The 23,893-nt window shown below is 64.2% G+C and carries 19 protein-coding genes; 4 read left to right on the top strand and 15 right to left on the bottom strand.

Annotation, left to right across the window (positions count from 1 at the left end):
* Positions 1-32: 32 nt before the first annotated feature.
* Positions 33-1,169: a ribose operon repressor RbsR gene (locus tag OPIT5_26905; GenBank protein AHF93305.1), complete on the top strand. Its 1,137-nt coding sequence runs from the start codon at positions 33-35 to the stop codon at positions 1,167-1,169.
* Positions 1,170-1,299: 130 nt separating this feature from the next.
* Here the strand turns inward: OPIT5_26905 and OPIT5_26900 are convergent, their stop codons facing one another.
* The 5 genes from OPIT5_26900 to OPIT5_26880 all read right to left on the bottom strand — a co-directional run bounded on the left by OPIT5_26900 (position 1,300) and on the right by OPIT5_26880 (position 7,727).
* Positions 1,300-2,316 carry a hypothetical protein gene (locus OPIT5_26900; GenBank protein AHF93304.1) on the bottom strand — a complete coding sequence of 339 codons (1,017 nt, stop codon included), beginning with the start codon at positions 2,314-2,316 and terminating at the stop codon, positions 1,300-1,302.
* 78 nt (positions 2,317-2,394) lie between these two features.
* Positions 2,395-5,376 carry a hypothetical protein gene (locus OPIT5_26895; protein AHF93303.1) on the bottom strand — a complete coding sequence of 994 codons (2,982 nt, stop codon included), beginning with the start codon at positions 5,374-5,376 and terminating at the stop codon, positions 2,395-2,397.
* 46 nt (positions 5,377-5,422) lie between these two features.
* Positions 5,423-6,046, bottom strand: a complete 624-nt coding sequence (locus OPIT5_26890) for a sugar-binding protein (GenBank protein AHF93302.1) — start codon at positions 6,044-6,046, stop codon at positions 5,423-5,425.
* Between the two features lie 17 nt (positions 6,047-6,063).
* Positions 6,064-6,711 carry an N-terminal cleavage protein gene (locus OPIT5_26885; protein ID AHF93301.1) on the bottom strand — a complete coding sequence of 216 codons (648 nt, stop codon included), beginning with the start codon at positions 6,709-6,711 and terminating at the stop codon, positions 6,064-6,066.
* 101 nt (positions 6,712-6,812) lie between these two features.
* Positions 6,813-7,727, bottom strand: a complete 915-nt coding sequence (locus OPIT5_26880; protein ID AHF94787.1) for a hypothetical protein — start codon at positions 7,725-7,727, stop codon at positions 6,813-6,815.
* A 361-nt stretch (positions 7,728-8,088) separates the two neighbouring features.
* Here OPIT5_26880 and OPIT5_26875 point away from each other — a divergent pair, with 361 nt between their 5' ends.
* On the top strand, positions 8,089-8,940 hold the full coding sequence (locus OPIT5_26875; protein AHF94786.1) for a hypothetical protein: 852 nt from the start codon (positions 8,089-8,091) through the stop codon (positions 8,938-8,940).
* Between the two features lie 39 nt (positions 8,941-8,979).
* On the opposite strand, the gene OPIT5_26870 is transcribed toward OPIT5_26875, so the two are convergent.
* The 10 genes from OPIT5_26870 to OPIT5_26825 all read right to left on the bottom strand — a co-directional run bounded on the left by OPIT5_26870 (position 8,980) and on the right by OPIT5_26825 (position 22,844).
* The gene (locus tag OPIT5_26870; GenBank protein AHF94785.1) at positions 8,980-11,946 is read right to left on the bottom strand and encodes a hypothetical protein; all 2,967 of its coding nucleotides are present in this window, start codon (positions 11,944-11,946) and stop codon (positions 8,980-8,982) included.
* Positions 11,947-12,434: 488 nt separating this feature from the next.
* The gene (locus tag OPIT5_26865; GenBank protein ID AHF93300.1) at positions 12,435-12,767 is read right to left on the bottom strand and encodes a hypothetical protein; all 333 of its coding nucleotides are present in this window, start codon (positions 12,765-12,767) and stop codon (positions 12,435-12,437) included.
* On the bottom strand, positions 12,764-12,931 hold the full coding sequence (locus OPIT5_26860) for a hypothetical protein (protein AHF93299.1): 168 nt from the start codon (positions 12,929-12,931) through the stop codon (positions 12,764-12,766). Before OPIT5_26860 ends, OPIT5_26865 begins: the two co-directional genes overlap by 4 nt.
* A gap of 184 nt (positions 12,932-13,115) precedes the next feature.
* Positions 13,116-14,216, bottom strand: coding sequence for a malate/L-lactate dehydrogenase (locus OPIT5_26855; protein ID AHF93298.1), 1,101 nt, complete (start codon positions 14,214-14,216; stop codon positions 13,116-13,118).
* Positions 14,217-14,295: 79 nt separating this feature from the next.
* On the bottom strand, positions 14,296-15,255 hold the full coding sequence (locus OPIT5_26850; protein AHF93297.1) for a hydroxyacid dehydrogenase: 960 nt from the start codon (positions 15,253-15,255) through the stop codon (positions 14,296-14,298).
* Positions 15,256-15,418: 163 nt separating this feature from the next.
* Positions 15,419-16,252 (bottom strand): MFS transporter, encoded by an 834-nt coding sequence (locus OPIT5_26845; protein ID AHF93296.1) that lies wholly within the window; start codon positions 16,250-16,252, stop codon positions 15,419-15,421.
* Positions 16,249-17,586, bottom strand: a complete 1,338-nt coding sequence (locus OPIT5_26840; GenBank protein AHF93295.1) for a xylose isomerase — start codon at positions 17,584-17,586, stop codon at positions 16,249-16,251. The genes OPIT5_26845 and OPIT5_26840 overlap by 4 nt, the downstream gene beginning before the upstream one ends.
* 179 nt (positions 17,587-17,765) lie before the next feature.
* Positions 17,766-18,686: a transcriptional regulator gene (locus OPIT5_26835; GenBank protein AHF93294.1), complete on the bottom strand. Its 921-nt coding sequence runs from the start codon at positions 18,684-18,686 to the stop codon at positions 17,766-17,768.
* An 18-nt stretch (positions 18,687-18,704) separates the two neighbouring features.
* Positions 18,705-20,255: a magnesium chelatase gene (locus tag OPIT5_26830; protein AHF93293.1), complete on the bottom strand. Its 1,551-nt coding sequence runs from the start codon at positions 20,253-20,255 to the stop codon at positions 18,705-18,707.
* A gap of 69 nt (positions 20,256-20,324) precedes the next feature.
* Entirely contained in the window at positions 20,325-22,844 is a 2,520-nt protein-coding gene (locus OPIT5_26825; GenBank protein AHF93292.1) for an alpha-L-fucosidase, read from the bottom strand.
* Positions 22,845-23,131: 287 nt separating this feature from the next.
* Between OPIT5_26825 and OPIT5_26820 the strand changes: the two genes are divergently transcribed.
* On the top strand, positions 23,132-23,533 hold the full coding sequence (locus tag OPIT5_26820) for a hypothetical protein (GenBank protein AHF93291.1): 402 nt from the start codon (positions 23,132-23,134) through the stop codon (positions 23,531-23,533).
* A 15-nt stretch (positions 23,534-23,548) separates the two neighbouring features.
* Positions 23,549-23,839: a membrane protein gene (locus OPIT5_26815; protein AHF93290.1), complete on the top strand. Its 291-nt coding sequence runs from the start codon at positions 23,549-23,551 to the stop codon at positions 23,837-23,839.
* The last annotated feature ends 54 nt before the right edge of the window (positions 23,840-23,893 follow it).

Raw genomic sequence — 23,893 nt, 5'->3', positions numbered from 1 at the left:
ACGCGGGGAACTCTTCTGCCAAAAGGCTTCTCATGCAGAAAAAGTCCGTTGCCAAAAAGCGTTCGTCCGGGGAGTCGGTTGCGTCGGTCACACCGGTTTCCGTTGCGCCGGTCGTCGCGGGGCGTCTGACGATGAAGGATATAGCCAGAATCGCCGGGGTGACGCTTTCCACGGTGTCCTCGGCCTTGCACGGCACGGGGCGCGTCAGCGAGACGCAGCGCGAGCGTATCCGTCAGCTTGCCACGGAGTACGGCTACCGGCCGCGCGCGGCGGCGCAGTTGTTGCGGGGTAAATCGACCGGACAGATCGGGTTGCTGCTCCCGGGCGAGGAACCTTCAAAAGTGCTCCGCGGGGGCTACGCGAGCATCGCGCTGGGGCATCTGATCAAGCAGTGCGAGCAGAGGAAGCTGGGGTATCATATCGAGTTTTATGCGAATCCGGTGCCGGGGGCGGCCAATCCGCCGAGGCAACTGGCGGGCGGACTGGTGGACGGTGTTATCCTTTGTGGATACGTGGATGGCGGATTGCGCGAATGGCTGGAGGGCCAGGATCTGTATCCGTGGGTGAGCTTCGAGGAGCCGGCGGATTACTGCGTGCTGTCGGCCACGGACGACGGGGTTTTTAACGGGGTGCAACATCTCTCGGCGCTCGGGCACCGGAGGATTGCGCTGGTCGCCGGGCCGCAGGTTTACACACTGCACCGGCTTGGACACGAGGGGTTCATGCGGGCGGTGTCGGCATTTGGCATCAGGTGCCGCAAGGAGTGGGTGTGCGTTTTTTCGGAGGAGGATCGGGCGGGGAAACAGCGGGAGAGTTTGCCGTGGTTGCGCGGTTTGCTGGTGGCCAGGCCGGAAGAGAGGCCGACGGCAATCGTCACGCTCGACATCGATGTGGGATGCACCGTGGTGTATGAAGCCGCGCGAAGCGGACTGGATGTGCCGCGCGACCTGAGTGTGCTGGCGGTCGGGAGCGATCACGATGCGGAGTCGATGCTGCCGTGTCTGAGCACGGTGGAGATGGATGCGGAGGCGATGGCCGGGCAGGCGCTGGACCTGCTCGGGTGGCGTCTGCGTGACGCCCTGAGCGAGCCGCAAACGCGGCGGTTGCAGCCACGGCTGATCCTCCGCGACACCACCGCCGCGCCTGGCGTGGTGGGGGAAGGGAAGTGAGGCTGATGGAGGCTTTTGGTCCCTTCAGTCCTCACGAATGACAGCAATGCCATTGGGACCATGAACCATGGCGGTGTGCGTCATGCCACGTCGTGTCGAGGCGGAAAGGTGATGAAAACCGGTCGATTCTCTACACGTGACTGGTGATGGTTTCGATCTGGCGGAGAAAGGCGGAGGGGATGTCGCCATCGCGGGTGACGGGAATGTCCCAGGTGAGGGCGGCGCCGGCGTCGCCTACGTGGCGGGTGTAGGCGCGGACAAAATCGTCGGTGAAACGCGGCTGGCCTTCGCCCCACCAGTCGCCGAGATAACCGAGGAGATGGGTTTGCATGCCATCGGTGGTGGCGGTGAGAGGATGCCACTTGTTGGAGACGGGGAGGCGGTTGGAAAATTCGCCTGCGGTGTAATCCTGTCCGGCGATGACGCGTTCGAAAGCGCGGGCCGTGCCGGCGCAGAAGGCAAGGATGCGGTCGGGGTTTCCCGTGCGGAGAGCCGCAGCAAGGGTGGCTTCGCAGGGAGCTCCGCCGGCGATTTCTTCCGGAGTAGCGGATTTGTAGATACGGTCGGCAAAGTAGCAGCCGTCGATCCACCAGCCGGCGACAGCTTCTCCCCAGCGTTCGCCCCAATGGGCGATGACGGCTTCCCAGTTGCGCTGGAAGACGGTCAGGCGGTCGTCGGCATTGCTCGATTCGGGCCAAAAGCGGGTGAGGCTGCAGAGGCTGGCATCCCAGGGGGGGAGGTAGCGCAGGGCGTTGACCGCTTCGGGGTGGTTGGACGGAGCGTGGGAGGGGAGGTAGGCGATGAGCTTGACGTCGGGGGCGAGGGCATCGGCGATCTCCGCGACAAGGTCGCGATGGGAGAGGCGCGAGGGTTGCTGGCGGGTGAGCTCGTCGTAAACGGCATTGGGGGAGCAATAATGTCCGCTGTTCTGACCGAGCGTGAAGATGATGTAGCCGGCGCCGGTTTCACGGACGAGGCGGGCGAAGCGGGGCACGTTGAAGCTGTCCACCCGCTGGTTCCATTCGGCAGGCGTGGTGGCGGAGGCGACCGTACTGCTGGCGGGATTGTCTATGTAGTGAAACATGAGTCCGGGGCTGGCCTCGCGGAGCCAGGCGGCACGGTTGTCGGATGATGTTCGGGAATTCATGATCGGGTGTCCGGATTGATGGTGCGGAGGTGCAAGGGCGAGGACGGAGAGTGGTGTGCCGGAGAGGGGATGCGTGTTTCAGAGCGTTTCGCTGCGGAGACTGAAGGTGAGAGCAGAGCCGTCGGCAGGGAGGGGGATAACGAGGCGTTCGATGTCGTTGCGGGTCGATGGCAGGAGTTGACCGGCGGGCGGGGGGAGGGGACTGCCGGCCGCTTTTTGGGGCTGGAGGGTCCACGTGAGGAAGAGGCGGGCTTTCGCGTTTTCAATGACCAGTGTCGTGCCATTTTCGATACGCGTTTTGAAAAATTGCCGGTTCTGTATGAAGAGAGGAAGGCTCACAAAGGCTTCGCGAACGGGTTCGAGAGAATCGAGGCGGACGGCGATGGTTGTTTCGGGCGTGGCGGTGTCGTAGCTCCAGGTGAGCGTGGAAAAGGGGGTGGCGGGTTTGGAGGTGATGTCAAAACGGTCGGGAGAGGAGGAGGATTGTGCAATCGTGGCGCGTTCCTTGCCAGAGAAGAAAAAGCGGTTGTCGGCGGTTTGTCCGAAAATGCAGGCAAAGGTGAGTTCTTCGGGTTTTGAAAGTCTTGCGGATTCGTGGGGGTAGCCGGAATGCATGGAGGAGAGGAAGGTGCCGAATGCCGGACTCCAGAGGGCGGTCGGGGCGCCGCCGGTGATGCCGGTGAGGCGTTGCGAGGGGGCGGTGCCGGTGACGTCGGCGAAGACGAGGCCATAGACGCCGTGGCGGTTCCAGGCGAGGAGACCGGGAAGCTGCCAGGAGGCGTCAGCGCTGCGACAGGGAAGCGCGGCGGGCGAGGCTTTTTGGGGGAGCGACCAGGCCTTGACGAGGTAGGGGAGCCAGTTGCCGTTGGGACCGTCATAGGCGGAGGCGCCTTTGGCGAGGCCGACCTCGATGCATTCGCGCGCCCATTTTTCAGTATTGGCGTAGTAGGAAAACGTGCCGGCGTCGCCGATGCCGCGGGCAGGTTCGGGAGTGAGGGCAAAGCGGGCGGCGGCGAGCGGATACTCGGCCTTGGGGAGGAAACAGCCGGGATAACCTCCGCCACCGAGATAGGCGGTGGTGCGGCAATTGATCGCGGTGGGCCCGGCGATGGAGCCATCGGGCTGGGGAAGCCAGAAGAAGCTGTTGAAACGGAGATTTTTTTCGATGGCGTCGTGCAGTTTTTTTACAAGCACGGGATCCGCTCCGGGGATTTCCCGGTAGTCGAAGTAGAGGGTGTCGATGCAGAAGGAATTGAGTTTGTCGTAGTTTCCGTCGGGTCCGAATTCTTCGAGGTAGTAGCCCGCGGCGTGCTGGCCGAATTTGGAGCCGGGGCCGAAGGTGTTGTCGAGGTAGGCCCGCATCTGGCGTTCAAAGTAGCCGAGGAAGCGTTTTTCGCCGGTGGCAAGCCAGGTGTTGAGATGGCCGCGGAGGACGTGCGCCCACTGGTTGGATTGATAGGCCTGGTGGTCGGCGAGCTTGTCTCCGAGGGCCATGACGCCTTCGCGCCAGATGGCGCGGACTTCGGGGGGGAGCTTGTCTTTCAGCAGTTCGTAAGGGAGAGAGCCGGCGCCGTCGTAACTGAAGAAAGCATGCGTGAGAGGGTAGCGGGATTTGACCAGCGGGTTTTCACGGAGGAGGTCGTCCCCCTGCATGGCGGCGATGTTGGCGAAGGCGACGAGAGCAGCGCGGCGGACGAGTTCGGGATTATCCTGTGCGGGATTGAGAGGGGAGTGGAAGGCAACGGCGGCGGCGAGGCTGCCGGCCATGAAGAAGGAGGGGGGGACGGGGGGAGGATAAAGGCGGAGAGGCACGGCGGCGTCGCCGGTGAGGGGAGGACGCTCGCTGCAAAATTCGGCGCGGAGGGGATCGGCGTTTTCGTTCTGGCGGCGGACCATCCAGTCGAGGTTGTTGAGTGGAGAGTATTTTCCGAAGCCGAGGGCATGGACGAGGAGGTTGTCCAGCCCGTCGGGGATTTTTTGGGGGAAAACAAATGCAGGTTCGCGCTGGAGTGTGGGGAGGGTGGCGATCATCCATTCGCGGGCTCGGGCCTGGAGGGGGCCGGCGACCCAGAGACCGTGGCTTTCGACCATGCCGCCTTTGAGAAGAGCGGCGGCTTCGGGGGTGGGGCAGAGGAGGCCGGGGGCTCCGTCGACGACAAGGGTGCCAGCCCATCCGCGGGGCAGCGACAGGCGAACGGTCTGACCGGCGACAGAGAGCGGAAGCGGTTTCCCGGACCGGGCGGAGAGGAGCAGGCGGCCGGCGCGGCCGGCTGGATCGTTTTCGGGAGTGGCGAGCGAGGCAGAACCGGACGAATCCCGAAGCTCGATGCCGTCTGTACTGCCGGTTTCAATACCGATGAGGAGTTCGCTGGCCGGAGGAGGAGCCCAGAGCCAGGCGTGCATCATGCCGTCCGCGGCGACGGGAAAAGGGGGAGGGAGGGAGGTGCCGGCATCAGTCAGGCCAAGCGACATTTCTCCGCGCACACCCCATATGTCGGTGCGGGGAAGGCGGATTTCGACGATGTCATCGGAGCGCCCTCCGGAAAAGGAGACGCGCCAGATGCCGTTGGCGGAGAGTTTTTGGGCGCCGGCCGTGGTCGCGGCGCCGGAGGATGAGATTTTCAGCGTGCGGATTTCGAGCGGAGTGGCCTGGTCGGTGAATTCTTCGACCGCCACGAGGTTGCCGGCCGGATCGAAAACCCGGACGAGCGCCACGGGGGTGAAGGGTTCTTGCCCGCCGGGAGTGGTCTTTCGCGCAACGACGATTTCGGAGGGAGGCCGGTTTTCGGGGTAACGGGCGAGCATGCCGAAACCGCGGACAGCGCCGCCGAGAACGTGAATGCGGGCTTGTTGCGCGAGCGGGAAACGGGCGGCGATAGCGGGACTGACGAGGCTTCCGGCCGGACGGGGAGCAGAGGTGGCGGTGGCAGCATAAACGGCCGCACCGCCATCCTCCTTCGTGTTGAGCTGGGCATGTAATGCGGACGCCAGCACGACGGAGAGCAGGGAGGACAGGATGGTGATTGGCCGGGAAAACCGGAGGCGAGTCGGAGCGTGCATGGCAGAGGTGCGTGCGGAATGCGTGATGGCAGATGAGAGCGGAGGATTAGCGGCGGATGAGTTGCAAGTGGTCGAGCCAGAGGACGGTATCGGGCAGAGCTTGCACGCCGCCCCATCCTTTGGCGGCGATCTGGAAGCCGGTGATGGCGTTCCAGCCTTTGGGACTCCGGTTCCTGATAAAACGTTCAAGGGGGATGATGACCTGTTTCCAGCCGGTCCAGTCCACGGTGACCTGCGCAATGAAGTAGTCGCCTTCGCCGTTGGTGCCGGATGAACCGGCGGTGAAGTTGATGACTTGTCCGTTGGCTTTTTCGGCATTGATCCAGATGGAAATGGCTTCGTAAGCGGACCAGTCGGCGGGAGGGTTTCCGGGTTTGAGGTTGAGCCACGAATGCATCGGGAGGTTTTCCCAGCGCGCGGAGGTTTTGCCTTCCTTGATAAATTCGGGGCGGGTTTCGGGTGAGAGCGCGGGGGCCGCGGGATTGAGCGCCCAGTCATTTTCGAGAGGCGCTTCGAATCCACTGAGGAGAAGCGCGGCGGATCCCGCATCGGCCGATGGTGACAGTGTGTCGGCGTTGGTGACGGCAGTAATGGATACCGCCGCGACAAGGGCGGCAATAGCGAGGATGACTGTTCCGGTGCGGGTGTGAATGTGGCGTTTGGCGGGCATGACAGAGGAGGAAAAGGTCAGAGCGTGGCGTCCCAGACTTTCTGGAACGTGATCTCCTTGACGGTCTTCACATGGTAATCGAGGAAGAGGACATTGGTGCCGGAATTGTGGGCGCCGGAATAGGGAACAACCTGCGTGCTCCAGGAACCTTCGTTCCAGAACGTGTTACGGCCTTCGGTCAGACAAACGATTCTGGATAGCGGGGTGGACGCCGAATAAACGGGTTTGGGATTCCTGGGGATGCCGCCGGGGGCACTGGCGGCACAGGTATTTTGTGCGTAATCAACAGGAGTGGTGAAGCCGGCAAAAGGAGGGCCCGGCCAGAGGTCGGTAGAAATAGCGGGATCGTGTCGTTGAGCGGTGCATACCCAGATTTTGTTGCCGGGTATGCCTCCGACGTAGGGGGCGACGAGTTGCATCCATAACTTGCCTTCGGTTTCCCAGGAGACGATAGCCTGGTCCTTGTTTTCGGTGGACCAGGTGGCGAAGGCGACGCCGATCTGGCGGAGGTGGGAGAGGCAGCGTGCGTTGGCCGCAGCTTGTCGTGCGCTTCGGATACCGACAAAACTCAACGACGCCAGAATGCCGATGATGGCGATGACCGTGAGGAGTTCGATCAGGGTGAAGCCGGATGTGGTGGAGGCAGGCTTGGGGAAGGGTTTCATTTTGGAAGAGAAGCTGACAGGTGTTTCCGGCCAGCGGGCACCTGGCCCGCTGGCCGACAAGGCAACAACGCACACAGACCGCAGGGACAGGGCAACCGTGGTTATTGGCGAGGATCGTGTTTGCGGCGACGATTGCGCCCTGCGAACGCAGCGAGTACGGTAACGCCGCCGAGGAGCAGGGCGCAGGTGGCGGGTTCGGGGACCGGGGCGACGAGCCAGGCCGCCCGGAGGCTGTTGTAGTCCGCCAGCACCTGGTCGGTAGTCAGCGCGGTGTCGTAAACCTTGAGGGCAGCAATCTCGCCAAAAAATTTGGTGGAACCAAAACCGCCGCCGATCTGGGTGTTTGTCGGCGTTGCGAATGTCCGGTTACCTATGTTTGGCGTGCTGGTGCCAACAACCGTGCCATCCATATAAAACACACACGCGCCGCTGGTGCTGTCGAAGGTGACAGTGAACACACTCCATGTGCCCGGTGTATAGACGGAGGTGTTGCTGCTGGTACCGATATCCGCCGTGGAGGCGCGGGTCAGGGTTTGAGTGCCATCGACATTGATCCGATAGGTGAGACCGCCCTGAACATCAGTTGTGAAGAGCACGGCAGGGCCGCCGCTGAAGTCGGAAATGTTCGCAAGAAAAGTGAGTGTGAAGGTCGGGGCGGTGGTAAAGGCCGGGCCGGTCAGGGGAGTGGTGAGCTTGAGGGATTTCGGGAAGCCAAGGCTCTCGGCGTCCTGATAGGCATTGTAGTTGAAGTTGACGGCAGGCAGTCCCAGCGGAGTGGCATCGGATTTGAGGGCAGGGCTGATGCTACCGCTGGAGACAGGGGTGGCGTTGTTGTGGGAGGCACTCGAATCGATCCACAGGCCGTCAACGTTTTTGGCGGCGGTGTAGTTTGCAGCCGAAAAATCGAGCACCGGAGCAGGAAGATCGGCAGCGCTGCCAAGGGTCGGGAAGAAAGCGATCAGGCTCATCATCAGGGTGCCGATCGCGAGACGCGGGTTCATTTTTTGTGTCTTCATGGAGGTGCGAGGATGCATCTTTCAGGTGACGTATCTGGTGATACAGGGTTGTTGTGGCGGTTTCCGGGGAAGGAAGGGAGACGGACAGGGTTGAACGGGTGGGTTGGGTCTGACGTCACAAATAATCGCCGACCAAGGCTTGCGCACCACTCCTTTGTCGTTAAACGCGTTCACCATGCCCGATGTTACCCTTCGTCAAGTGGCCCGCGAGGCGGGTGTCTCGCTGGCAACCGCCAGTCTGTCTCTGCGTGGCAGCCCGAAAATCCCGACGGAGACAGCGAGGCACGTGCAGGCGGCAGCAAAAGCGCTTGGCTATCGGCCCGATCCGGTGGTCTCTGCCTTCATGGCGAGGCAGCGCGCGATGAAGACGCACACTCCGGATTCGACGGGGCTGGCGCTCGCCTTCATCACACCGCATCGCGTCAGCCATCTGCTGGCGCGGACCCCCTGGGATGCTCCGGCGGAGGTTTTTCATGGAGCATCCCAACGCGCGCGCCAGCTTGGCTATCGCCTTACGGAAATTGCCTGCCGGGAGGAAAAATTGTCGGGGACGCGAATCAACCAGATCCTCCGCGCCCGCGGCATCCTCGGCCTGATTTTCTCGGAAATGCTGGGGATGGAAAACATGCACGCGATCGAGTGGGAGCGCTTCGCCCTCGTGTCGGTGGGAACCCATACCGACAGCCCCGCGCTCACGCATGTGCAATCGGACCATTATGAAAATACGGCGCAGGCCATGCGCGAGGTTTTCAAGCTCGGATACCGTCGTCCGGGGCTGGCGTTGCGGCCCTACCTCGATATCGCCACGCGTCATCGTTACGTGGCGGCCTTCCTCCACGCACAGTCGCGCCTGCCCCCGACGGATCGCGTCCAGCCGCTGATTTGCGACGAAAAAAGCGAGGATGTGTTCAAGAAATGGATACGGATGGAAAAGCCGGATGTGGTCGTGACCGGAAACTATCGCGTGCGCGGCTGGATCGAGCGCGCAGGGTTTCGCGTGCCGGGAGAAGTGGGCATGGTGCATCTCGATGTGAGCCCCGACAAATCCGATTGCGCAGGCATTCACCAGCTACGCCCGCGGATCGGCGCAGAGGCGGTGGATACCGTTATCGGGCAGATTCATCGCAACGAGCGGGGTCTGCCTGCCTTTCCCAAGGGGATCTATATCGAGAGCGAATGGGTGGCGGGCAAGACGCTGCGCCGGATCCGGTAATGGCGTGCCACCGAGCGCATGCGCGGACGAGGGAGGGGGTTATTCCATCCGGACGATACCGAAATGAGCGGGATCCTTGTCGCGGAGAATCCCTCCGAAAAATTCCAGCCCGCGTCTGTCTTCGGGACGAGTGTCGGCGTCGCTGTCGTTGATCGCGGCGGCGATGCCCAGACGTTTGCCATCGCGGCGTGAGACGGGATCGAGCAGCGTCCAGGGAAGGGTGACGCGATACAGGGTGCGATTGCCCCGGCGTCCGCCTTCGAGCCGGGCGCCGGGCGCGGTAACGACGGTATTTTCGGGAACGGGCGAACCGCCGGGTGTGGTGCTGGCGAAGATTTCGGGACCGCGAGCTGTCCAGGCAAGCGTCCATTCGCTGCGAGTGCGTTCTCCGGTTTCGGCGAGGAGATTGCTGTTGCCGTTGCGTCCGGGAGCGACGTCGAAGGCAAGTTGCACGCTGTCCTGCGACCAGGTCGCGCCCGGAGCGGCCTCTTGCCGGTGAACATCGTCACGAACGTCGATTTCAATGTAAAGGCCGTTGTCGTCAAAGGCGTATCCGATTTCAGCCGACAGATCGGAGGCGCCGCGATAGGAGGCATCGGGGTGAGCCTTCCAGAGCGTTTCAGACGTAACGGGGAGGCGGGTCTTGTGCAGGCGTGACCAGACATCGCCCTCCGCCGGGTTGTACCGGGAGAGGGTGAAAAAGGTGAGCGAGCCTTGCTGCTCGAGGCCGGGGCCGAGGTCGGATACAAACCGGAGAGAGGCCGGGAGGATGCGCGCGGCATCGACGGTATCGACGGGAAAGCGCAGTGTCTGCATCGCGCCGGCGCCGAGTGCGAGGCGCCTGGTGGAAGGGGCCGCATTTTCATGGCGGAGGGTGACGATGCCGGACCACGGCCAGGGAGACGTATTGCGAACGGTTGCAGTGACATTCCATCCGTTGTCGGCACGGTCGGCGGAGAGCGGGGAGATATCGAGTTCGGGCAACACTTCGAGTCGTTGCGTGCCGCGATAGACGGAGCGGTCATTTTCGCGGATGCGCACGTAGCCGACGGCAGGACCGAGAGGAGCGGTGGCGGCGACGTCGAAGCTGATCGTGGCCCGGCTGTTTTTTTTCAGGGAGACGGGGGACTGGACGCGTCCGCGGTTGATATCGGCAGCGGTGTCGAAGGTGAGTCGGGCGACGGCGGTTTCCGGCTCAGCGCTGCCGGCATCGCGGGTAAGGGTGAAGGTCTCCGTTGCCGGTCGTCCGCGATAGAGTTTCCAGATTTTTGTAGTGTCGAGCAGGGGAGCGATGCGTCCTTCGCCGTAGAGTTGAGGGGAGATCCCGCGGACGTAGGTGGCGCTGCGGGCGAGCTGGAGTTCGAGGTGCCCGTCGGCAGTCGGGCGTGTGCTGCGGTTGCCGAAGGCATCGACGAGTTCCGCTTGCGGGACTCCGGCATCGAAATCCACGCGGCGATTGGCGCCGGAGGCATCCCAGAGCGCGGCAAGCAGGGTGCCGTCGGCGCGATCCCTGAAAACATAGCCGAGGATGTTGGCGCCGAAATAATCGAGTTTGCCGACGGAGTCTGCGTTGCCGACCTGGTCAATGGCGGCGCGGATCATGGGGACGCCGGGTTTGGGGGAAATCTTGCGGGGGCCGAAGGGGAGCCCGGAAACGAGATTGTAGCTCATGCCATAACCGGCTTCGAGGGCATAGTCGGCGAGATAAAAAAGGGTGTGTTTGGCGGCGTGTTCGCCCTTGAAGATGAGAACCGAGGCGGCGAGCGCGTAACCCTGGTCAAGCGCGGAGCCGGTTTTTTCCTGGGGATAACCGAATTCGGTGCCGATGACGGGAAGCTCGCGGCCGAGGCGGCTCGCCGTAACGGAGCGGATACGTTGCAACGCGTCAGGGATGGCGCTTTTTTCGGGAGGGTAGCCCCTGTAGGGATGGACGGAGACGATGTCGAGGTAACGGGAGAGCCCGGCCTCGAGCAGGGTTTCGTAATACCCGGTGTCTCCAAGGCTCGCGAGGGTGGGGCCGGCGACCTTGCCGAGAGGATCGAGGCGATGGATGACGTTGTGGGCGATCTCGAATGTTTTTACAATTTCTTCAGGCGTGCCGTACCAGCCCCAGGGGATAACGGGCTCCCACATGACTTCGTACACGCGCTCCGGGAGGTAATCGTAGTTCTTGACAAGATACGGAACGAGCTTTTCGAGCCAGGCCTGCCACTGGTTCCAGTCGCGAGGCGGTATACGCTGGGTGCTGGCGGACTTGCGTTCTTTTTCGGGAAGCCGGTCCGGATCGGCCGCCCACATGGGGATGCTGTTCAAGTGAAACCAGGGAACGAATTTCTGTTCGCGGACCCATCGGGGCTGTTTGTCGCGCGCGATGTTTTTTTCGAAGGTACCGGGACCATCCGCTTCCCATTGGCCCCATTGATAACCGAGGCCGACAGACTGGATACCGAGGTAGGGGTAAGCATCCCAGCCGTAGGCCTGACCATCGCGTTGCCGGATGAGAGTGGTACCCTGGATACCGAGGAAGGAGGCGGTGAAGGCGTGTGACGGGTCGGGATTGATTTTTTCGACGACGGCCAGCGTGAGGCGACCGGCGGGACGCGAACCGAGGGCAGGAATGATCGTGGCGGCGTCGGTGGAGAGCGGACGAATTTCGAAATAACCGAGCCGGTCTGTCGGTACGGGAAGCGTCCAGGTGTCGGTGGCAGTCTTTGACGGAAGGACAGGCAACGAGCGGATTTGCCGATCGAGGTGGTCGTAGAGCGCGAATGCGGGAGGCGCGGGCGCGCGGGACGGCGTCATGTTTTCTTCCGCGGTCCATTGTAATGTGGCGAATGCCGGATCGCCGCGTTCGTAGAGCGAGAGGGCGTCGTGATCGAGATCGATTGACCAGCGCGCATGAAGGGGAATGCCGGAGGCGATGACGACGATAGCGATCGTAATCGGGAAACAGATACGAAAGATGCCGGATAATCCGGAATGAAAGCGGGGTGACAGAATGGTCATGGGCGGGTTGTCCGGGATCGCTGGTTTCGATTTCATCGATCCGGATATACCTCCCGATGTTCCGGGGGAAGAACAGAACAGCGTATTCCGGAGGATATTGATTGTACCGGAAAAATCATGCAACGATCCGGTAATATATCACGATACATCGATCCGTTGACGACCGGAGGGTACTGAATATCCGTAATGGCCAATCAACGTACCAGCGCTGCAAAATGCGGTTTGACCCGGTTAACGGTGGCCCGAGCGCTCCAGAGGAGTCTGCTCGTCAAGGGTGAAATCTGGCGTCGGGTTGAGGGGGTGAGGAAAAACCTTTGCCGGGGCGAGGAACGGAAGCATGCAGGGACAGCCGACTCGTTGCGGCTTCCGTTTGTTGACTACTCAGATTTCGACTGTCTTGAAAGCGTCGGGCTTCCAGAGCGGCTGGCCGGATTCGGTGGCGAGTTCGTTGAAGGCTTCGACCTCGGTCTTGCTGAAATCAACAGATATCAGCGGACTTCGACCACCCGGCAGCCTTGGGCAAGCAAGGCGGCTATCTGCGGGATGCGGGGAAGCAGCCAGGCGCGCAAGGCGGCATTGGATGTGTTGCCGATGCGCAGCCATATGATTTGCGGACCGGGTGCACCGGTTTGTGCTCTCTGCGCAAAATCCTCGTCCTTGGTGATGACTGTCAGGCCGCGGGCGTGCGCTTCTTTCCAGATTTCACCGTCATCAGCATCACGCAGGCCAAGCTCCCGGACAGCGCAGGCCTCGTTGTAACCGGCTTCGCGCAGCCATTGCGCAAGGGCGGGCGGCAACTGCGCATCGACCAGATAGCTCATCGCGCGGCGGCAAGTGTCAGCACCGGGTGATCGACTTGTGCGGCGGCATATTCAAGACACGCCTGGATGTCACCGGGTTCGAGGTCGGGATAGTCGGCGAGAATTTCCGGGATTGCGACCCCGGCAGCCAGCAGGTCGAGCACGTCGCGCACACGGATGCGCATGCCCCGGATGCAAGGACGCCCTCCGCATTGGGCAGGATTAAAGGTGATTCGCTCCATCATCGTACTCATGCCTGTAACGTGTCCTGATCACTACGCAAAGCAAGTCCCGGTCATGTCTTGGCCCGGTCGCATCCGCGCCGCCCACTCACAGCCTGTTCGGTAAGCGGACGGCAGGCGATCGTGATCAAAGCTCGACGGTCTTGAACGCGTCGAGCTTCCAGAGCGGCTGGCCGGATTCGGTGGCGAGTTCGTTGAAGGCTTCGACTTCGGCCTTGCTGAAGAGGAGGCCGCCGGCGGCTGCCGTCTTTTTCGCAAACTCGGCCTCGATCTGGCCGGGGAGGATGCACTTTTCGTTTCCGTGTCCGAGGATGTCGGCGAGGACGGCCTTGACGTTCTCCGCTTGGCTGCGGCCTTTGGCGAAGGCGCCGCCGCTGATCGCTTCGGGATGGATGATCTGGAAATAGAAGGCGCAGGTGCCCTTGTCGCCGTCGGTCACTTTATCCCAGCGGTTGCGGATCGTGGGGAGCGAGCCGCCGATGAGGCCGCCGACGAGTTCGTTGATGAGCGAGAGGCCGTAGCCCTTGTGCGCGCCGAAGGGCATGAGCGAGACGGCGGCGTTGGGGTCGGTCGTCGGGTTGCCGTCCTTGTCCACGGCGGCGTTGGGCGGGAGGGGCTTGCCTTCGCGCTTGAGTTGCTGCACGCGGCCCATCGCGACGACGGAGGTGGCCCAGTCGATGACGATCGGGTAGCCGATGGCGTCGGTCGTCGGGAAACCCCACGAGTGCGGGTTGGTGCCGAGGGTCGGGAACTTGCCGCCGAAGGGAACGACTTCGGCGAGCGCTGCCGTGCAGTTGGTGTAGGCGATGTAACCGCGGCGGGCGGCTTCCATCACATAACCGCCACCCCAGAGGTAGTGGAAGGCGTTGTCGACGGAGACGGTGCCGGTGCCGTACTGGTCGGCGAGGCGGATGGCTTCGTCGATGGCGCGGTAGGCGGTGGACTGGCCGAGTTTTTTGTTGGCGTTCCAGATCCTGGCGGCGGCGAAGCGCGATTTTTTCTCCTCGATTTGCGCGCCGGGGACGCAGCCCTTGCTGCCGGAGCCGAAGAGATGGTCGAGGTGGAGGGCCTTGATGCCGTTGTGGGTGCGGATGCCGTGGCGGGTGGCCTCGGCGCAGAAGCGGGCGCCTTCGGCGGCTTCGTCGGCGTGGAAGCCGCGGTGCTGATAGGCGGCGGCAACGAGGTCGTTGTGCTGCTTCTCGGGGACGATGTAGTAGAGTTCGGGCATGGCAGTGCGAATGTGGCGATGGGAGCGATGAGAGACAGGGGACACATGGGACGTATGAACCCATGTGCAGGAGGTGTTTCTAGAATTTGTTCGCCTGGGCGATGGGGGGCTGGCCGTTGAGGAAGCGGACGAGGTTTTCCACCGAGCAGGTGGCCTGGCGTTGCACGCTTTCGGAGGTGCGCGAGCCGATGTGCGGCGTGACGATGCAGTTGGGCAGCTTGAGGAACGGGTGGTCGGCGGGGGGCGGTTCCTGGTCGAGGACGTCGGTGCCATAGCCGCCCACGGCGCCGCTCTTGAGGGCTTCGACCATGTCGGGGACGTTGACGATCTCGCCGCGGGCGCAGTTGAGGATGACCACGCCTTTTTTCATCCTGGCGATGCTCTTCGCGCTGACGAGGTCGCGGGTCTCGGGCGTGAGGTTGGTGTGGAGCGAGATGTAGTCGGCGGCGGCGTAAATGTCGTCGAGCGTGGCGGCACGCTTGACCTCGTGGGCCTTGGCGAAGGCTTCGTCCCAGTACACGTCGTAGGCGATGACGTTCATGCCGAAGGCGCGGGCGCGGACGGCGACTTCTTTTCCGATACGGCCGAGGCCGACGATACCGAGCGTCTTGCCCCAGATTTCGTTGCCGGTCTTGCGCTTCCAGCCGCCGGAGCGGGTGGAGTCGCAATGGAAAAGGAGGTGTTTCTGGAGGGCGAGGAGGAGCAGGAAGGTGTGCTCGGCCACGGTGGTGTGGTTGACGCCGGGGGTGAAGAGGACGGGGATCTTCTTTTCGGTGGCGTGCTTGACGTCGATCTTGTCGAGGCCGATGCCGTATTTGCTGATGACCTTGAGGCGGGGGAGGGACTTGTCGATGACGGCGGCGGTGATGGCGTCGTCGCCGCAGAGGAAGGCGTCGAACTGGCCGGCGAGTTCGAGCATGCGCGACTCGGGCAGGGGACCGCGCTCGCGGACGATTTCATAGCCGGCCTTGGCCAGCAGGTCGTGGTGCACGCCGGGCGTGTCCTGGAAGGAAGTGGTGGTGAGAAGAACGCGTGTCATGGATGGCAGGGCAGTGGAGGTCGATCACTGACGGGCGGCGGGTCGGGGTCAAAAGGGACGCGGCTGCAAACAGTTTCAGGTGAGGCGACGGACGGATGGGAGATATGGGAGAGAGGGGAGGAATGGGAGATAGGGGGGAAAATCAGGAGGCTCGGCGGGGTTTTTACTGTCGGGCCGGTTTTTCGGGCTGGGGATGGAAGATCTCTTCGAGTTCCATGCCGGTGAGGCGCTTGATGCCGGTGAGGAGGCGCCAGAGGGCGAACATGAGCATGGCCATGCTCGGGATCATGATGACGGGCCAGCTCATCCAGTTCATTTTGGCGAGCTGGGCGTTGAATTCGGGGGTGTCGGACGGACTGGTGATGATCCAGCGGGCGAGGACGTAGTTGAGCACGGCACTGACGAGGAAGGAGAAAAACACGAGGTAGCTGGAGTTGACGAGGAGGCGGTTGAAGGCGGGCAGGTTGTCGCGCGTTTCGAGTGCGGCCTCGACTTTGGGGATGTTGATGACTTGCGGGTTGTAGAGAAATTGCCGGATCAGCGGGCGGCGCGATTTCATGGAGGCGAGCACGGCCAGGCCCACGATGGCGGGGAGTGCGGCTTCCTTGACGGCAAACCAGATCGGATCGAGGCGCATGAGGGCGAAGCCGCCCGTCGCCAGGGTGCCGAAGAGGCCGATGATACTGACGAAATTGACCGTGCGGCGGCGGGTGAAATCCCAGAGACCGTAGCCGAGCGGGAAGGCGATGGCGACAAGGAGCGCGACGCGCGGGCCGAGCCGGTCGGGCGTGCTCAGTTTCGAGAGAATGAGCACGGGCAGGGCGATGTTACAGATGAGATTGGCGAGAATGTTCTCGCGTTTCTGTGCGGCCGGAGCGGCGGCGGGCGATGCGGAAGTGGCGGCGTCGGGAGTCACAGCGAAGAAGCAGGACAGGACAACGCACGCGGGTCCACGCACAAAAGTGACGGAAGTGACGAAAGCGTCGCTTTGTTTCATGTGTAGCGCAGCAGGATGCTTTCGCAGAGTTCCTGTTTGCCGCTGCGCGGTGTCACCTCGCCCTGTTCGTGGGCGATGCGGTGGAGATCGACAAGCGAGAGTTCGCCTTTTTCATAAGAAAGCCCGGCACCGCTGTCGAAGGTGGCGTACCGCTGCTTTTTCATGGCGGGGAGCGGCGACTCCCCGAGCAGCTTTTCGGCGGCGATGGCGGCGCGGGCGAAGGCATCCATGCCGGCGATATGGGCGATGAAGAGATCCTCGATATCGGTCGAGTTGCGGCGGATTTTGGCGTCGAAATTGATGCCGCCATGCGTGAAGCCGCCGGCCTGAAGGATGATCGCCATGGCCTCGGTCAGCTCGAGGGGGTCGACGGGAAACTGGTCGGTATCCCAGCCGTTCTGGGCGTCGCCGCGGTTGGCATCGATGCTGCCGAGGAGGCCGGCGTCGGCGGCGACCTGCAACTCGTGCGGAAAGGTGTGGCCGGCGAGCGTGGCGTGGTTGACCTCGATGTTGAGCCGGAAGTCGGCCAGCAGGTCGAACTCGCGTAGGAAGCCGATGACCGTGGCGGCGTCGTAATCGTACTGGTGCTTGGTCGGTTCGCAGGGTTTGGGCTCGATGAAGAACTTGCCCTTGAAGCCCTGGGCGCGGGCGTAGTCGCGGGCGATCGTGAGGAAGCGGGCGAAGTGGGCGCGCTCGCGCTTCATGTCGGTGTTGAGGAGCGACATGTAGCCTTCGCGTCCGCCCCAGAAAACATAGCTCTCGCCGCCGAGCGCGAGGGTGGCATCGATGGCGGACTTGAGCTGGCCGCCGGCGCGGGCGAGGACCGGAAACTCGGGGCTGGTGGCGGCGCCGTTCATGTAGCGCGGGTGGCTGAAGAGGTTGGCGGTGCCCCAGAGGAGTTTTACGCCGGAGGCGGCCTGCTTCTCTTTCGCGTAGTCGACGATGGCCTGGAGGCGTTTTTCGGATTCGGCGAGCGTCGGGGCTTCGTCCACGAGATCGATGTCATGGAAACAGTAATACGGCGCGCCGAGCTTGGTGATGAATTCGAAGGCGGCGTCCATCTTGTCGCGGGCGCGCCGGACGGGATCGGCGGCGGCGAGCCAGGGGAGAGGGCGCGTGGCCGCGCCGAAGGGATCGGTGCCATTGGCACAGAAACTGTGCCAGTACGCGACGGCGAAGCGCATCAGGTCCTGCAAGGGACGGCCGGCGACGAGGCGGTCGGCCTGATAATAACGGAAGGCGAGCGGGTTGGTGCTTTCGGGGCCTTCATACGCGATGCGGCCGATTTCGGGGAAAAAGGTTTTTGTGCCGAGGGTGAGTCTGGTGGTTTTCATGGCGGGTGCGGGAGGTCGGGAGGTTGGGAGGTTGGATAAAAAATGTCCGCGCGAGTATAACAGGAAGGGCGGCCCGGTTGCTTTCACAAAAAGACCATTCCGGCGGTCCGGTTAGCAGGATCGGACAGGGGCGCATCGGGCCGTGCGCAGGGAGGGGGGGGAGGGGGGGGAGGGGGGGACTACGCGGGTTTCCCGGGCGCGGCTCCTCGCGTCTGGCGGCGATAGGCGGTCGGAGTCAATCCGCAGACTTGCCGGAACTGGCGGGCGAAATAGTTGCTGTCGGAAAAGCCGCATTCGAGCGCGATGGCGGTGATGTCGAGATCGCTCTGGCGCAGCAGGCGCCGGGCTGCCTCGATGCGCAGGCCGATGAGAAAATCGATGGGGGACTGGCCGGTGGCCTTCCGGAAGATACGCAACAGATTCGTGCGCGAAAGATGCGCGCGGGACGCGAGTTGCTCCAGCGTCCACGGTTCACGGAACCGCTGTTCGAGCATGCTGACAAACTGCCCGATCCGGAGCAGGGCGCGGCTTTCGGTGGCGTCGCTTTCTCCGTAGCGTCGGGAGAGGAAAACCATGAGTTCGACGAGCAGGCCGAGGAGCACGGCTTCGTGGCCGTCCTGACCCTGCGAGGACTCCGTCTCGATCCGTTCCACGAGTGTCTCCGCGCTGCCGAGGTCGCGGCGCCCGAGATGGAGCCGGCTCGAGAAGCGGTGCGCGCTGCGAAAGGTCGGCTCCAGCATGAAAAGCGCGCTGTAGCCGGGCAGGCGCCGGAGCAGCCCGAAGGGGAGGGGGAGGCGGGCCGGATCGTACATCACGTTGATCAGCGCCAGCCCGTCGCGTTCACGGAAACAGTGAACCTGACGGCCCTGGACGACAAAAACGTCGCCGGTGGATACAAAAAACGATTCGCCTTCGAGGAGGTGCTGGCCGCGTCCGCCCGCCACGATGACGAGTTCGCAGAAGTCGTGCCAGTGTTCGGTTTCCGTGTAGTCGTGCGGGTGCGACGGTTTGCCGGGAGGCCGGGTGGCGGTGGCGCGCCGGACGGTGACGGGGAAGCCGTCCGGGCCGAAGTAGTCGATGCCTTGGGCGAGCAGGGCCATTTCAGCTTCCGTTCGGATTCAGTAAAACAGGTTGCGGTCGAGGCTGCGGTACTGGATGGCCTCGAGCAGGTGATTGCTTTCGACGCGGTCGCTGGCGGCGAGGTCGGCGATGGTGCGGGCGACCTTGAGGATGCGGTCCCAGGCGCGGGCGGACAACGAAAGCTGCTCCATGGCCTGTTGCAGGAGATCGCCGAGCGTGGTGTCGAGCGGGACGTGTTCGCGGATTTGCGCATGGGTCATGCGGGCATTGGCGAGCGTGCGGCTGCCGTGAAACCGCGCCAGTTGCCGGTCGCGCGCGGCCTGCACCCGGTCGCGGACGGCGGCGGAGGATTCGCCGGGAGCGGCGGAGCGGAGTTCGCCGATGGCGAGCGCGGGAGCTTCGATGTGAATGTCGATGCGGTCCAGCAACGGACCGCTGATCCGGGCGCGGTAACGCTGGATCTGGGCCGGACTGCAACGGCACTCGTGTTTCGGGTCGCCGAGATACCCGCAGGGGCACGGATTCATCGCCGCGACCAGCATGAAACCGCAGGGCAGCGTGACCTTGCCGGCGCTGCGCGAGATGGTGACCGCGCCGTCCTCGAGCGGCTGGCGCAGCACTTCCAGCGCGGAGCGTTTGAATTCGGGCAACTCGTCGAGGAACAGCACGCCGTGATGGGCGAGCGAGATTTCGCCGGGACCGGGGATGGCGCCGCCGCCGAGCAGGCCGACATCGGAAATCGTGTGGTGGGGCGAGCGCACCGGGCGCCGTCCGAATTCCGAGGCGTGCGAGATCGTCTGTCCCGCCGCCGAATGGATGGCGAGGATTTCGAGCGATTCGTCGAGCGTGGGAGCGGGCATGATCGAGGGGATGCGTTTCGCGATCATGGATTTTCCGGAACCGGGCGGGCCGACCATGATGAGGTTGTGCCCGCCGGCGACAGCCACCTCGACGGCGCGGCGCAGCGCCTGCTGTCCCTTCACCTCGACGAAATCGCCGGCATGCTCTCCGGAGGAACGGAGCAGCCGGAGCGCGTCGGCATGGCGGACGGGTTCGAGGGGTTTTGCTGACGATCCCGAACCCGAGAGAAACTGCGCGGCTTCGGCGAGGGATTTTACGGCAAATACATCGAGCCCTTCGACGAGGGCGGCTTCGGCGGCGGACTGGGCCGGGAGCACGAGCCCGCGGCAACCGAGCGAGCGGGCGAGCCGGGCGATGGCGAGCGCGCCGCGCACGGGGCGGGTCGCGCCGGAAAGGGCCAGTTCACCGGCGATCAGGTAGTCGCCGATGGCGGGCGCGGCCACCTGGCCGGTGGCGACGAGCATGCCGAGCGCGATGGGCAGATCGTAGAACGGCCCTTCCTTGCGCAGGTCGCCGGGAGCGAGGTTGATCGTGGTGCGCGTGCGGGGCGGGGAAAAACCGCTGTTGGCGAGAGCGGAGGAAACGCGGTCGCCGGATTCCTTGACGGCAGAATCCGGGAGCCCGACCAGGACAAGCTTCCATTCGCCCCGCTCGCCGGTATTGACCTCGATATGGACGGGCTGGGCTTCGATGCCATTGAGGGCGGCGGAAAGAAGAGTCGATAACATGAGGGGCCGCGATTAGGCAGAAATGGCCTGCGGGAATCAAGGTTTTGCACACCGCGCCCGCATCGCGTTTCAGCTTTCGGCCCGGAGTTCGAGGCCGGGGCCGGCGAGGACCGTTTCCGCGCCGGGTTGCAGGCGGAGTTTTTTCAGGACATCGCCGTGGCGGACGCAGACGCTGGTGGCGGTTGATGCGCGCAGCGCGACGTGCACGGGCGTGGCGGCTTCCCATTGCAGGTCCACCTCGCAGCCGCCGCGCGCACGGAAACCCCGGAAGGAACCGGCGGGCCAGGCGGAAGGCAACGCGGGGAGCAGATGGATCACCGGCAGGCCGAGGGGAGCGTCGGGCGCGTCCGCGTCGGGTTCCGTCTCGTGGCTTTGCAGCAGCATCTCGAGGATCGCGGCGGCGCCGCCGAAATTGCCGTCGATCTGGAACGGCGGGTGCGCGCAGAAAAGATTCGGGTAGGTGCCGCCGTCTTCGTAGGCCGTGTCGCGGTTGGCGAGGGAGACGGTTTCGACGGGCGCGAGGAGATTGCCGAGGAGGCGGTGGGCGCGTTCGCCGTCGCCGAGGCGGGCCCACATGCAGGCTTTCCAGGCCATGCACCAGCCGGTGCCGGCATCTCCGCGACGTTCGAGGGTCACGCGGATGGCGCGGGCAAGGTCGGGGGTGCGGCGAGGGGAAATGAGATCGCCCGGATGCAGCCCGAAGGCGTGCGAGACATGGCGATGCTGCGGATCGAGCTCCTCGTAGTCTTCAAGCCATTCGAGCAACTGACCATGGCGGCCCACGGCGGGTTGCGGGAGCCGGGCGGCGGCAGCGGCGACCCGCGCGAGAAAATCGTGATCCCCGGCGATGGCGGCGGCAGCGAGCGGACGCCGGCCGAGGAGCTGCGCGGCCTGGGCGGTGCGGCGGAAGAGGATGGAAAGAAGCTGGCTGTCCATCGTGCAGCCGGCGCAAAGAACGCCGGCTTCCCCGTTGGGAAGGCGGTAGGTGTTTTCCGGTGAGCAGGTGGGCGAGAGCACGAGGCGACCGCGGGCGTCCTCGATGAGGAAATCGAGAAAGAACAGGGAGGCTTCCCGGAGCAGGGCGTAAGCGGCGGCGAGCGAGCCGGGATCGCGGTCGTAGTCAAAACGGTCCCACGCATGCAGCACGAGCCAGGCGCCGCCAATCGTCCAGTAGGAGGCGCCGGCATTGCGATCGGTCGGGCAGGTGTCGGCCCAGAGATCGGTATTGTGGTGGGCGACAAAACCGCGGCAGCCGTACATGACTCGCGCGGTCTCGCGGCCGGATTCGACGACGCGCCCGAGATGATCGAAGAGCGGCTGGTGGCAGTCGGCGAGGTTGGCCGGCTCCGCGATCCAGTAGTTCATCTCGGTGTTGATGTTGATCGTGTATTTGGAGCCCCACGACGGCCAGAAGTCGGCGTTCCAGAGCCCCTGCAGGTTGGCCGGGAGGCTGCCGGGGCGGCTGGAGGAGATGAGCAGGTAGCGCGCGTAGTTGAAATAGAGTGACGCCAGCACCGGGTCGCCGCCGGACTCGCGGGCGCGCTTGAGCCGGAGATCGACGGGGATTGATCCCGCCCCGGCTTCGGCGGCGGCGGGCGCGCCGAGCGTGAGGGAGGCGCGGTCGAAGCGGGAGCGATATTCACGCTCGTGGTCGGCGCGGATTTTATCCCAGCCGCGGGCGAGCGCGGCGCCGGTGCGCCCGATGACAAACGCGGCGGGGTCGTCCTCGCGGAAAGTGGTGGCGGCGGCGAGCACGAGAGTGACGGAATCGGCGGCGTCGATGCAGAGCGTTTCCCCGATACGGCGGAGCGCGCCGCCCGCGATCCGGGCGCGCAGGCCGACGGCGAAACGCACGCCGTCCTCGCCGCCGGCGCGGCCGCGGAGCAGGAGCGCGGGGGACGTGCGGGCATCGGCGGGCTCCCGGGCGGCGTCGGCGACGAAGCCGACCGTGTCGGCATAACGGGTGGAGTAGCTTTCGCGCGGGCCGCGTTCGAGGCGGAGGCGAAGGGTGAGGCCGCCGGGGCGACCGGCGCGAAGGTGGAGGGCGATCACCTGGTCGACGGTGCTGGCGAGGTGGCGGCGGGCATACGACGTGTTGTTGAGAGTGTAGTCCACGGACATGACGGCCGTGCGCAGATCGAGGGCGCGACGGTAGTGTGACAGAAGCGCGGGATCGAAGCGCGGAGTGGCATAGCCGGAAGCGAGCGCCATTTCATCGGCGGAGACGGCGACCGGAGCCCCGGGGTGCTCGAAGTGGAGGAACAGGTCGGCGAGCGGTTCGTAGCAGCGCTGGCTGTCGGGGATGCCGGCCAGCGCATCATGCACGAGGTCGTGGGCGGCGGCGAGCCGCCCGTCGGCGAGGAGCTGGCGGAGGACCGGGAGGTGCTCGCGGGCGTCAGGGTTGCGACGGTCGCGCGGGCCGCCGTTCCAGAGCGAGTCTTCGTTGAGCTGGAGGCGTTCGGCGACGATGTTGCCGTAGATCATGGCGCCGAAACGGCCGTTGCCGATGGGCAGCGCGCGATTCCAGTCCTGTTGCGCAGGCTGGTCAAACCAGAGGGAAGTGAACGGGTCGGGGAGTGCGTCAGGCATCGAGTGAGTGGAAATATTCGCTTACTCCATGAAGGCGGGGCGGGGGAGCTTCAACCGGCTTTTCCGGGCCTGCCGCAAAATGTCTCCGCGTGACTCCGGCAGCGAAGCCGGAAACCACTCCCGGGAGATTCGTTCGGGCCGGTCAGGCGATATTTCCCGGCGCGCTTTCGGAGAATCCCCCATCGTCACGCCGGGAAGGCGTCCGCTTGGCGCTGCGGGCGGGAGCGTTTATCGTCCTCGTCCTGTCTCGTCCCTTGCCCCTGGCGGCGCCGTTTGCCGTTCCGGCCATGAAAAAAGAAACCACCAGTCCAACCGGCCGTATCCTCCGCCATGGCAAACGTGCCGACGAGGTGACCGCCGAAGCCATCGAGCTTCGCGCCCGTGAACTCGCCCTGATCGACGGCCGTTCCGCGGCGCAGGTGACCGACGGGGACAGGCGGCGCAGCCGGCTCGAATTGAGGGGCGACCATCTGCCGGAAGGCACCCTTGCGGACGCGGAAGGCACCGGGGGTATCAGCCGCGATCCGGCCGAACCCGCCGACAACCCGGGCCGGGAAGTCCCTTCGCAAGACGAACCGGACGAACAGGCGACCAGCGAGCGCCTCGCGATCGAAGGCGTCGAAGAGGCGCAACACGACCAGATGCTGGCCGCCCGCCGCCGCGACCGGCGGCGATCCGGTCCGGAGTGAACGAACCGCCCGACCATGCCGGTCACCTTTTCCTCTTCCGGTCCTGCGGATCCTGCCGCCGCCAGCGGCCGCTCCGGCTCCGGCAGCACCCGGCTGGAAAACAGGGAACGCGCATGGCAGGGCGAAGCGCCTGTCTCCGTTGCGGAGCATCTGGGCGGCGCGCAGTTCTGGTTCGAATCGTTCCAGAACTGGCAAAGCGAGTTTCTCGCCATCGGCTCGATGGTGGTCCTGAGCATTTTCCTGCGGGAGAAGGGTTCGCCCGAATCGAAGGCGCTGGAAGCGCCTCACGGCGCCACGGGCTCCTGAGCGGCGTCGGGCAGGTTGTCGCGAACAGCCCGGACCGGCGTCGCCGGATCGTTC

The organism is Opitutaceae bacterium TAV5, from assembly GCA_000242935.3.
Taxonomy (GTDB): domain Bacteria; phylum Verrucomicrobiota; class Verrucomicrobiia; order Opitutales; family Opitutaceae; genus Geminisphaera.
The sequence above is the reverse complement of the archived record's forward strand: the minus strand, read 5'-3'. Positions and strand labels throughout refer to the sequence as shown.